The organism is Paenibacillus ilasis (assembly GCF_043195395.1).
GTDB lineage: Bacteria > Bacillota > Bacilli > Paenibacillales > Paenibacillaceae > Paenibacillus_AQ > Paenibacillus_AQ lautus.
Genome location: NZ_JBHDJG010000003.1, coordinates 37580 through 49821, shown reverse-complemented (window position 1 = coordinate 49821; position 12242 = coordinate 37580). Strand labels below are relative to the sequence as shown.

Sequence of the window (12242 nt, the reverse complement as noted above, 5' to 3'; positions counted from 1 at the left end):
CCCCTCTTTTACAATTTGTTCCCCCTCCAGCGTTTTACCATCCGAGGAATCGGCAATACTACCATGTATTAACGTTTGGATGAAGACATAATGGAGTACAGGAGGAATGACTTGTGAATTTAAGTATCGTGATTATGCTGGTGCAGCTGTTTTTTGCGGTCATCATCGGCATTTATTTTTGGAATTTATTGCGCGGGCAGAAGACAAGCAAAACGGCGGTGGATCGGGAATCGCGCAAGGAGCTCGATAAACTCCGCAAACTCCGGTCGATATCGCTAACGAAACCGCTCGCTGAGAAAACAAGGCCGCAAACGATGGATGACATCGTGGGGCAAAAGGACGGCTTACGCGCCTTAAAGGCAGCGTTATGCAGCGCAAATCCCCAGCACGTGATTGTATATGGCCCGCCGGGAGTCGGTAAGACGGCTGCTGCCCGCGTGGTGATGGAGGAAGCCAAGAAGAACCCGCAATCACCTTTTAAATATGACGCAAAATTCACGGAGATTGACGCCACGACGGCCCGCTTCGACGAGCGCGGGATTGCCGATCCGCTCATCGGGTCTGTTCATGATCCGATTTATCAAGGTGCCGGTGCCATGGGGGTGGCAGGCATTCCTCAGCCGAAGCCGGGAGCGGTGACCAAGGCCCATGGGGGGATCCTGTTTATTGATGAAATTGGGGAATTGCATCCGATTCAGATGAATAAGCTTTTAAAAGTGCTGGAGGACCGCAAGGTGCTGCTCGAAAGTGCATATTATAATTCGGAGGATGCCAATACACCTGCCTATATACACGATATTTTTCAAAATGGCCTTCCAGCAGACTTTCGTCTGGTGGGTGCTACGACACGTTCGCCAGAAGAGATTGCTCCTGCGCTTCGTTCACGCTGCATGGAGATTTTTTTCCGTCCGCTTTTGCCTGAAGAAATTGGAAGGATTGCAGAGGATGCCATTCAGAAAATTGGTTTGAATGCAGCGCCTGAAGCGGTTGAAGTTGTGAAGCAGTACTGCTCTAACGGACGGGAAGCGGTCAATATGATTCAATTGGCAGCTGGTCTTGCATTGACGGAGAAGCGAGATTCGCTGCGAGCGGCGGATGTGGAATGGGTAGCCAGCAGCAGCCAGCTTCAGCCAAGGCCCGACCGGAAAATACCGGAGAAGCCTCAGATTGGCGTAGTCAACGGATTGGCCGTATATGGCCCGAATATGGGGGCACTGCTTGAAATTGAAGTATCTGCGGTTCCTGTCGAGAAGGGCCGGGGTACCTACAATATCACCGGGGTTGTCGATGAAGAGGAATTTGGCGGAGGCTCGCGCAAGCTGCGCCGCAAGAGCATGGCTAAAGGCTCGATCGAGAATGTCCTAACCGTGCTGGCGTCGATGGGCTTTACGCCTAAAAACTATGAACTGCATATCAATTTCCCCGGAGGAACACCGATTGACGGTCCTTCCGCCGGTATTGCAATGGCCACGGCGATCGTGTCCGCCATGAAAGGGATTGAAGTCGATAACAAGGTCGCCATGACCGGCGAGATGAGCATTCATGGAAAAGTAAAACCGATAGGCGGGGTCATCGCTAAAGTGGAGGCGGCATTTCAAGCAGGTGCTACCCGCGTGATCATCCCTAAAGACAACTGGCAGACGCTGTTCCAGGATTTGAGCGGCGGTTTGCGAGTAATTCCGGTAGAATCAGTGGATGAAGTATTCGGCCATATTTTTGGCGGATCATTCGCTCCGGAGGTTGTACAGCTCCCTGCAAACGAGGTATTTCCATCCTCTTCCGCTTCATTGCTGCAGGCGACGCCACCGCGAAATGGTAAAATAACGGACGCCGGAGGATGTTAAGCTTCGTTTGGTTGGTTTTTTATACGCAGATTTGATAAAATAGGAATAGTGTCAACATTGAGAGCCATTGGAGGTGCGAAAGCGATGGGACCCAGTAAATCTAAAGGTCGTCGTTTTCCTTTACTGCCTTTGAGAGGTCTTTTGGTTTATCCAAGCATGGTGCTTCACTTGGATGTAGGCCGGGAGAAATCGGTAAAGGCTTTAGAAAAGGCGATGGTTGAAGACAATTTGATTCTCCTATGTTCTCAATCGGAAGTGAACATTGAAGAACCGACGCAGGATGATATTTTTCGGATTGGCACAGTAGCGAATGTACGCCAGATGCTTAAGCTTCCAAACGGTACCATACGTGTGCTAGTGGAGGGTATGGAACGGGCGGAGGTTATTGAATATACGGATCAAGAGGAATACTATGAGGTCATCGCTCGGGAACTTCCCGAAGAAGAGAATCATGACCCTGAAGTTTCCGCATTAATGCGAACCGTACTGTCTCAGTTTGAGAATTATATCAATCTGTCGAAGAAGGTGACACCAGAGACACTAGCGGCCGTTTCCGATATTGATGAGCCGGGCCGACTGGCAGACGTCATCACGAGTCACTTGTCACTGAAGATCAAGGATAAGCAAGAAATTCTCGAAACAATTGATGTTCGCAAACGGCTCGAGAAACTTCTAGATATACTGAATAACGAGCGTGAAGTGCTGGAGCTGGAGCGCAAGATCAACCAGCGGGTCAAGAAGCAAATGGAGAAGACCCAGAAGGAATATTATTTGCGCGAACAGATGAAGGCCATCCAGAAAGAGCTTGGCGACAAGGAAGGCCGTGCCGGGGAAGTAGAGGAACTCCGAAGTCAGCTTCAGGAGCTTGAACTGCCGGAGCGCGTACATGAGAAGGTAGAGAAGGAAATCGACCGACTGGAGAAAATGCCGGCGAGCTCTGCGGAGGGCGGCGTGATTCGAAACTATGTCGATTGGCTGTTGGCGCTGCCGTGGACTAACAAGACCGAGGATGATCTGGACATCGTCAAAGCGGAGCAAGTGCTGGACGAGGATCATTACGGTCTTGAGAAGCCGAAGGAACGCGTGCTGGAATATCTGGCGGTCCAAAAGCTGGTGAAGAAGATGAAGGGGCCTATTCTATGTTTGGTTGGTCCTCCAGGGGTCGGTAAAACATCACTGGCCCGGTCCATTGCCCGATCTTTGGAACGCAAGTTCGTTCGTGTTTCATTAGGCGGGGTAAGAGACGAGGCGGAAATCCGCGGTCACCGACGCACTTATGTTGGGGCTATGCCGGGACGGATCATTCAAGGCATGAAAACGGCGGGTTCGATGAATCCTGTGTTCCTGCTGGATGAAATCGATAAGATGGCATCCGACTTCCGCGGCGACCCGTCTTCGGCACTGCTTGAGGTACTTGACCCTGAGCAAAACAATACGTTCAGCGATCATTTCGTGGAAATTCCTTTTGATCTGTCCAACGTCATGTTTGTAACGACGGCGAACGTGCTTCACAACATTCCAAGACCGCTCCTGGACCGGATGGAAGTGCTGTACATTCCAGGCTATACGGAGCTGGAGAAACTGCAGATCGCCAATCGTTATTTGCTGCCCAAGCAGAAGAGTGAGCATGGGCTTACGCCGGAGCAGTTGATTCTGGACGAGGAAGCGCTCATGAAGGTGATCCGGGAGTATACCCGTGAATCCGGGGTGCGGAATCTGGAGCAGCAAGTGGCTGCGCTGTGCCGCAAAGCCGCCAAACAGATCGTCACCAATCAATCGGAATCCATTGAGATTAAGGCTGACGATATTAAGGAATATCTCGGGATTCCGAAGTTTCGCTATGGCATGGCCGAGCTTGAAGATCAAGTGGGCACGGTAACAGGACTTGCATGGACGGAAGTGGGCGGCGAGACGCTGACCATTGAGGTTACCGTGGTGCCTGGTACGGGCAAGCTGACCTTGACAGGTAAACTGGGTGATGTGATGAAGGAATCGGCTCAAGCCGCCTTCAGTTTTACCCGCTCGAAAGCGGTAGAACTGGGTATTGATCCGGATTTCCACGAGAAGCTTGATGTCCATATCCATATCCCGGAGGGAGCCATTCCGAAGGACGGCCCTTCAGCCGGCATTACGATTGCGACGGCTCTTATTTCATCTTTAACCAAACGGCATGTAGCCCGTGATGTGGCCATGACGGGGGAAATTACACTTCGGGGACGCGTTCTTCCGATTGGTGGCTTGAAAGAGAAATCCCTGGCAGCCCACCGTGCCGGCTACAAAAAAATATTACTCCCTAAGGATAACGAACGTGACCTGCGTGATATTCCTGACAGCGTGAAGAACGACGTTGAGTTCGTTCCGGTATCCCATATGGATCAGGTTCTGGAGCATGCGCTCGTTGAACAAGCGGGAGTGCACTAGAGAGGAAAGTCTAAATTATGAAAGTTACGAAAGCCGAGTTTGTCATCAGTGCTGTCGTACCTGCTCAATATCCTGAAGACGCCTTGCCGGAAATTGCTCTGGCAGGGCGTTCCAATGTGGGCAAGTCATCACTGATTAACCGTATGATATCCCGTAAGAACCTGGCCCGTACCAGTGCAACACCGGGAAAAACCCAGCAGCTCAACTATTATCGGGTGAACGACGACCTGTATCTGGTCGATTTTCCCGGCTATGGTTATGCAAAGGTATCCAAGACCCAGCGTGCGGCATTTGGCGAAATGATTGAGAGATATTTGCTCAGCCGGGAAGAACTGAAGCTTGTATTACTAATTGTGGACATGCGTCACCCGCCTTCAAAAGACGATATCAGCATGTATGAATGGCTGCAGCATTATAACCGGCCGGTATGCGTGGTCGCGACCAAGGCGGACAAAATTCCGAAAACACGCCGCCAGAAGCATGTAAAGATCGTGAAGGAAACACTCGGCTTCAAACCCTATCATTCTTTTGTCATGTTTTCATCCGAGCTCGGTCTGGGTAAAGATGAGTTATGGGCAATCATGGAGTCCCACATGGGGACTAAGGATGATGAGGGAGAGACATATCTGGATTCGGAAACGGATGGCTATGATCAAGCTTGATCCGGTTGATTTGGTGATATTTTTTTCAAGGGTAATATAGGGAATCGGTGTATTCTTTATAGGAAAGTGAGCATCTTGCGGGAAATATCGCTCTGATTCCGGCTAATTCCGTTTTTTTATGAAATATGATGGATATTCTCATTCGAACGGCAGGAAAGACCGCTTGGATCTGCTGTATAATGGTAGTAAGTTAAAAGAATTGAGGGAGATTTGTATGGCTCAGCGGTTAGCCACAGAATATGTTAATGCCACAATGCAAATGACGGATATTCAAATGGATCAATTTCTGCAATATACCCAAGCTTTCCGGGTTACTAACCGGGTAAAAGTCATGGATAGCGGAGAGCAGGAGTTCGTGCTCGAAGATGAGAGCGGGGAAGAAGTTCATTTGCCCTTTGAACGCAAGAATGGCTTGTACGTCTGTGAGCTGTCGTGCCGATTGGTTACTCCCCATCTGACAAATGCCGTACGTAAACTGTTTGCGGCTTTTAAGGGATCAGGTAAAGTGAATCGGATATATCGCGGCTTTACGATGAGCTACGACTACCATGCGGGAACGGTGCACAGAATTACGCAAGTCGCCGGGAACGACAGCATTGTCATTTATGAGTACAAGAATACGGCAGGAGAGCTGCAGCGACTCTTCAACAGCAATGAGGCGGAGAAAGAGATCGAATCCATCCAGCATCATATTAACGTGCTTCTGGACCAGCGGATTGCAGCAGGGAATGATAAACTTATTACGAAGACAATAGATGAGCGGCTGCGACGGTTTAATCAACGCCTATTCGTGCTAGAAGCCTAAGGAGGCTGCCCTGTAAAAGGGCGGCTTTTTTTATTCATGGATCCATGACACCAAGCAGTTCAGACGAACATATATTGAGCTGTAAAATATTTATGGGTTATTTTCGAAAAAGGTGTTGCATTTAAGCGTCATAGATGTTATTTTTAATCTCGTTGAAAAGAATATAGGAACCAGGATTCACTCAGGACATGTAATGTTGCGAGAGATTATTCCCTCGGGAAGTGAATGACGTAGGTCCTAGCGGATGAAATTTTCAAACATTTTATTCCTAGGAAGGGGGAAACCGGAAGATGGAATACTCAACTTTCGGAAGACACGTTGCTGTTGATACTTGGGGAGTCGATTTTGAACTATTGAACAGTGCAGAATTTTTACAAGCTCAGATGGTGGAAGCCGCTGAAGCATGTGGAGCAACGGTATTGTCCGTCCAATCCAAGCAGTTTGAACCACAAGGTGCGACTGTGCTGGTGTTGCTGTCGGAAAGCCATCTCTCGATTCACACTTACCCTGAGAGAGGTTTTGCTGCGATTGACTGTTATACCTGCGGGGAGACAGTAGATCCGCAGTTGGCTATTGACTATCTGGTATCCGCTTTGAAACCTGAAAAATGCTATGCCAAGAAACTCGTGCGCGGACTCGGTGAAATGACCGTGGAGACGCCTGAGATGAAACAGGCTGAACTCGTTTAATCCAGCCTTCTAAAAAAATGCTTATACTGATAACCATGGATTTTTCCATGGTTATTTATTTTGAGGACATGAGAAGATCGGCGAAATTCCAGGCATTCGTTCTCTGAAATGAGATTTCGTAGTAAATTGCACGTATATCTACAGTGTTCTATAACCACAATAGTAAGGTGCGATCTACAGGTAGAAATCTTCATGAATGGAATGAAGAAGTATGGGGATTTCATAAACATTTCATAAAATAGACAAGGCTGTTCAGCATACTGTGATATAATGAACAAGGTCAAGGAAGTCCGTTGTGAACGGCAAAACTACTCGGAGAAATAGGCAGGTGAACATGCAATGCACATCGTCGTTGTTGGGTTGAACTATCGCACGGCGCCTGTGGAAGTCAGAGAACGCTTTACCTTCTCGGAAGAAGACATGCCCAAGGCGTTAGAGCAGCTTCATTCGACCAAGAGCGTATTGGAGGGCGTCATTGTCGCTACCTGCAACCGAACTGAGATTTATGTTGTGGTAGACCGCCTTCATATGTGCGGCTACTTTATCCGCAGTTTTATGGAACAGTGGTTCGGCATTAATCGTGAAGAATTTACACAGCACCTCTATATATATGAAGATGAACAAGCCATTTCCCATTTGTTTAAGGTTACCTGCGGTTTGGATTCCATGGTCATTGGAGAGACGCAGATCCTTGGACAGGTGCGCAATGCTTTTTTGACGTCGCAGCAGCAGAATGCGACCGGTACTTGGTTTAATATGTTGTTTAAGCAAGCCGTTACGCTCGGCAAGCGGGCTCATTCCGAGACATCGATCGGGGAGAGTGCCGTTTCCGTCAGCTATGCTGCGGTGGAACTGGGTAAACGGATTTTCGGTACGTTTAACGACAAAAAAGTAATGATTCTCGGTGCAGGCAAGATGAGTGAACTTACCGTGAAGCACCTTTATGCCAACGGTGCTGCGGAAGTGATAGTGGCTAACCGTACCCTTGGCCGTGCGGAGGAACTTGCGCGCAAGTTTAAAGGAACGCCGTGCACCATTGCCGAAGCCAAGAACTTGCTGAATGAAGTCGATATCATTATTAGCTCCACAGGCTCGAATGAATATGTTCTGAATGCGGAGCGGGTTAAAGAGAACATGAAGAAACGTCAGTCCCGCCCGTTGTTCATGATTGATATTGCTGTGCCACGGGACATTGATCCGGCGGTTGGGGAACTCTCCAACGTGTTCCTGTACGATATTGATGATCTGGAAGGCATTGTAGAGACCAATATGGAAATGCGCCGGGTGGAAGCAGCGAAGATTGAAGTGATGATTCAAGAAGAGATGGATGCATTCCACACATGGCTGAAGACGCTTGGTGTCAGACCGGCGATTCGTGCCTTGCAGGAGAAGTCGAATGCCATTCATGAAGAAACGATGGAAAGCTTGTTCAACAAGCTTCCTGAACTGGATGAACGCCAGCGAAAAGTCATTCGTCGTTTGACCAAGAGCATCGTTAACCAGATGATGCACGATCCCATTAACCGGATTAAGGAAATGACGGGCGGCAAGCAGGGCAATGAAGCACTGGATTATTTTTCACAAATCTTTGCGCTGGAAAGCTTGATCCATGAGAATGAGCAGGAAGCCCGCAGCCGCAACAAGAAAGCAACTGCACCCGTTAAAGCTGAACGGACGAAGAATGCTGTAGATCAGCAGGCAGAAGAGAAGCCGCTTAAGGTGTCTCTGGCCCCAGCCACCCTTTGAGGAGGGTGAGTACAACCCATGCTGTTAAACTTAATTTATATCACCGGCATTTGTATCTATGCCCTGAGCCTTCTGTTTTATATCTCGGATTGCATTTCACGCAATTCGGTGGCGAAGCGGATAGGCACAGGGCTTCTTGTTATTACTGCGCTGTTACAATTTACCGGAATCGGCATCAGAGCGATGGAGGGCGGACATTTCCACTTTCCGGTATTTACGCTGTTTGATTTCCTGTTCCTGCTGGCGTTCTGCATATCGATCACTTCGATTGCCCTGGCGTATATGAAGCGGTCGGAATTTGCCGTCTTGTTGATGAACCTCGTCGGGTTTAGCGTCATGCTGGTCAATCGGTTATGGTTCACAGCCGGAGACAATGCATTGTACAGCTGGGAGACGGAACATCGTCTCTTGCTCATCCATATTGCCCTGGCGAGTGTCAGTTTCGCCGCATTGACCGTCGGGGCTGTATTTGCGGCGATTTATATGTTCCTGCACAGGAAACTGAAGCACAAGCAATGGAATGATACGATCCGCAGGCTGCCAAGTCTGGAGAAGCTTGATGTTTATTCTTATAAAGCGCTGATGGCCGGAACGATTATTCTGGTCATGTCACTCATATTGGCCGTGATGTCGGTGGCTATGGCTGGACGGTGGACCCTGTTTTTGGACATCAAAGTATTGTCCACCCTGACGGCGCTTGCGATGTATATGGTCTATTTTATCAAACGCCGCTTGTGGAGAAGATCAGGCAGGGAAGCAGCCATATGGGCCTTAATCGGGTATGGATTCATCATTTTGAATTTCTTTCTCAATACGTGGTCCGCTTTCCATAGTTGGTCAGGAGTGTGATGGCTGATGGCGTATGATGATCATTATGTGCCTGTCCTGCTGAATTGCAGGGGACGTATATGCTTGATTGTCGGCGGTGGCAAGGTGGCGGAACGTAAAGCCGTCACTCTGCTGAATGCCGGGGCAAGCGTACATATTGTTAGTCCCGTATTACGAAGCGAAATGCTTCAACGTTTGGCGAATGAGAATGCTCTTCGCTGGACGAAGCGGAAGTATCAATCAGACGATCTGACAGGCGCGTTTATGGTCCACGCGGCAACGGATGACAGCAAGCTGAATCTGAAGATAGCGGAGGATGCCGATCGTCTTGGCGTGTTGGTTAACGTGGCCAGTAACGGCGAGGCCGGGACGTTTATCAACCCGACGGTTCTCCGACGAGGGAGGCTTACGCTGGCTGTATCCACATCAGGAGCAGGGCCGATGGCCGCACGCGATATACGCGACGAGCTCGAAGAACAGTTCGGGCCTGAGTATGAGGACTACTTGGATTTTTTATATAGAATGCGTTCGATGATCAGGGAAGAGGTGGAGTCCGCTGACGCACGCAGGCGGCTTTTGCATAAGGCATACCGCATGGATATGCTAGGAGAGATTCGCCGCGGAGGCTATGTGCCCTGGAGTGAGGACAAAATCAAGCAGTGGATTGCGAATAATCAGGAGGAATGAAAGATGCGCACAATCGTAGTTGGCAGTAGACAAAGTGCACTGGCACTGACACAGACAGGACAGGTTATCGATGATTTAAAGCGTTTAGCCAAGGAGCACGGTCTGGACTATGACTTCACCGTCAAAAAAATCGTCACCAAGGGCGACCGTATATTGGATGTGACGCTCTCCAAAGTAGGCGGCAAAGGATTGTTTGTCAAAGAAATCGAGCAGTCAATGATGGACGGGGAGATTGATATGGCGGTTCATAGCATGAAGGACATGCCTTCTGTTCTGCCCGAAGGTTTGGTTTCCGGCGCGGTGCCGGCAAGAAAGGATCCTCGGGATTGCCTGATCTCCAAAGAAGGGACAACGCTCGATGACCTTCCTGCAGGTGCCAAGGTGGGGACAAGCAGTCTGCGCCGGTCCAGTCAGCTCAAGGCCTACCGGCCGGATCTGCAGATCGAGTGGATTAGGGGGAACATCGATTCACGCATTCGCAAAATGGAAGACGGTGAATTTCAGGCCATCATTCTGGCGACCGCCGGTCTTCAGCGCATGGGCTGGGAAGACCGGATCACGTCGTACTTGCCGATTGAAATTAGCCTTCCTGCCGTTGGCCAAGGTGCACTCGGTATTGAATGCCGCGAAAACGATGCAGAGCTGCTGCATTTGCTCTCTCTTTATAATGATGAGGTTACTGCACGAACCGTTGCGGCTGAACGCAAGTTTTTGAGCGAGCTGAACGGAGGATGCCAGGTGCCGATCGGGGCTTACGCTGTCCTGAAGAATGTGGATGCCGGAGATTCCCGCGGAGAACAAAACGTTATACAATTAACAGGAATGGTAGGCTCTCCTGATGGCGAAATCGTATTGAAGGAAAGCGCCGAAGGAACCGACCCTGAATCGCTCGGAGTGGAAGTGGCTGCAAAGCTGAAAGCTAAAGGAGCGGAGAAGATACTGGCACAAGTTAGGGGTTGAGGGGATGGCAGGCAAGGTTTATTTGGTGGGAGCAGGACCGGGCGATGCACGCCTGATTACGATGAAAGGCAAGGAATGCATTGAAAAAGCGGATGTCGTGGTGTATGACCGATTAGCCAGCCCTCGGCTGCTGCGGTGGATGAAGCCCGGAGCCGAGAAGGTCTATGTAGGCAAGCTCCCGGATCGGCATACGATGAAACAGGAGCAGATCAATCAGCTGCTGGTTGATTATGCTTTGGAAGGCAAGACGGTCGTCCGTTTAAAGGGCGGCGATCCAACCATCTTCGGTAGAGTGGGCGAAGAAGCGGAGCTGTTGTATCGTCATGGCATCATGTACGAGATTGTGCCGGGGATCACCTCGGCGATCAGTGTTCCCGCTTATGCCGGGATTCCGGTGACGCATCGTGACCATGCTTCGTCTTTATCTATCATTACCGGCCATGAAAGTCCTGAAAAGCTGGATCGGATGATTCAATGGGATAAGGTGACCAATGCAACGGGAACTTTGATTTTTATGATGGGTGTGGCCAAGATCGGCTATATCAGTCGTCAGCTGATCAAGCATGGCAGACCGCCGGAAACCCCTGTGGCTCTTATTCGATGGGGAACCCGGGCGGAGCAGGATACGCTGACGGGAACGCTGGAGGATATCGAGGACAGAGTCAAGGCAGCTGATTTTCAGCCGCCTGCAGTTATCGTAGTCGGACAGGTGGTGCTTCAGCGGGAGCATCTGAAGTGGGCAGAACGGCTACCTCTGTTCGGTAAACGGATTCTGGTCACGAGGGCCCGAAGCCAGGCCAGTGCATTGGTATCCCAAATCGAGGATCTGGGCGGAGAGCCATATGAGTTTCCTGTCATCGAAACCGTCATGCCTTCGAAGGAGGAGATGCTTGCCGGAATTCAACAAGCGCTGGACAAGCTGAATACGTATGACTGGGTGTTCTTCACCAGCGTGAACGGAGTCGAATTCTTTTTCCGCCACCTGAAGGAGAATGGGCGCGATATTCGCTCCTTGGCCTCGGCCCGCATCGTCGCGGTCGGCCCCGCAACAGCCGATGCTCTTGGTAATTACGGTATATCCGCCGAGGTTATCAAGGAGCGTTACCAGGCGGAAGGCCTTATCGATGCTTACGGTTCAGAGCTCCAGCCGGGCCAGCGCGTGCTGCTGCCTCGCGGCGATCTGGCACGCAGGTGGCTGCCGGAGAAGCTGACGGAAATGGGACTGCACGTGACGGAAGCCGTGATCTATGAAAACGTGCTGTGCGGCGAGGAGGATGATGAGCTGCTGAAGCTGCTTCAAGATGGCGGCATTCACGCGGTTACGTTTACCAGTTCCTCTACCGTTACGAATCTGCTGAAGGTGCTGAAGGGGATGGGCGTGGCAGATCCTGCCGAACTGTTGAAGGGATCGACGATTGCTTGCATCGGACCTTTGACCGCGCAGACGGCTGAGGAAGCCGGTCTGCACGTATCCCTCCTCGCCGAGGAAGCGACGGTCGACAGTCTGGTGAAGGCCTTGTGCATTTGGAATGAGAACGATCCACGCCGTGTTGAGCCATAATATCCTTATTTTAAATACATGATCAAAAATGACATCATC

The 12242-nt window shown here is 50.2% G+C and carries 10 protein-coding genes; all 10 read left to right on the top strand.

What is annotated here, in order from left to right; all coding sequences use genetic code 11:
* Positions 1-134: 134 nt before the first annotated feature.
* Positions 135-1844 carry an ATP-dependent protease LonB gene (gene lonB / locus ACETK5_RS24470; RefSeq protein WP_394059082.1) on the top strand — a complete coding sequence of 570 codons (1710 nt, stop codon included), beginning with the start codon at positions 135-137 and terminating at the stop codon, positions 1842-1844.
* Positions 1845-1928: 84 nt separating this feature from the next.
* Positions 1929-4265, top strand: coding sequence for an endopeptidase La (gene lon, locus ACETK5_RS24465; protein ID WP_100540798.1), 2337 nt, complete (start codon positions 1929-1931; stop codon positions 4263-4265).
* A gap of 17 nt (positions 4266-4282) precedes the next feature.
* Entirely contained in the window at positions 4283-4927 is a 645-nt protein-coding gene (gene yihA / locus ACETK5_RS24460; RefSeq protein WP_326115336.1) for a ribosome biogenesis GTP-binding protein YihA/YsxC, read from the top strand.
* Positions 4928-5141: 214 nt separating this feature from the next.
* Positions 5142-5732: a hypothetical protein gene (locus tag ACETK5_RS24455; protein WP_015734002.1), complete on the top strand. Its 591-nt coding sequence runs from the start codon at positions 5142-5144 to the stop codon at positions 5730-5732.
* A 290-nt stretch (positions 5733-6022) separates the two neighbouring features.
* Positions 6023-6421 carry an adenosylmethionine decarboxylase gene (gene speD, locus ACETK5_RS24450; protein ID WP_006208786.1) on the top strand — a complete coding sequence of 133 codons (399 nt, stop codon included), beginning with the start codon at positions 6023-6025 and terminating at the stop codon, positions 6419-6421.
* Positions 6422-6760: 339 nt separating this feature from the next.
* Positions 6761-8167, top strand: coding sequence for a glutamyl-tRNA reductase (hemA, locus tag ACETK5_RS24445; protein WP_100540800.1), 1407 nt, complete (start codon positions 6761-6763; stop codon positions 8165-8167).
* Positions 8168-8185: 18 nt separating this feature from the next.
* Positions 8186-9016, top strand: coding sequence for a cytochrome c biogenesis protein CcsA (ccsA, locus tag ACETK5_RS24440; RefSeq protein ID WP_100540801.1), 831 nt, complete (start codon positions 8186-8188; stop codon positions 9014-9016).
* A gap of 6 nt (positions 9017-9022) precedes the next feature.
* Entirely contained in the window at positions 9023-9682 is a 660-nt protein-coding gene (locus ACETK5_RS24435) for a precorrin-2 dehydrogenase/sirohydrochlorin ferrochelatase family protein (protein WP_394058393.1), read from the top strand.
* A gap of 3 nt (positions 9683-9685) precedes the next feature.
* Complete coding sequence (gene hemC / locus ACETK5_RS24430; RefSeq protein ID WP_394058392.1) at positions 9686-10642, top strand: hydroxymethylbilane synthase; 957 nt, start codon at positions 9686-9688, stop codon at positions 10640-10642.
* Positions 10643-10646: 4 nt separating this feature from the next.
* Entirely contained in the window at positions 10647-12203 is a 1557-nt protein-coding gene (gene cobA, locus ACETK5_RS24425; protein WP_394058390.1) for a uroporphyrinogen-III C-methyltransferase, read from the top strand.
* Positions 12204-12242 lie beyond the last annotated feature (39 nt).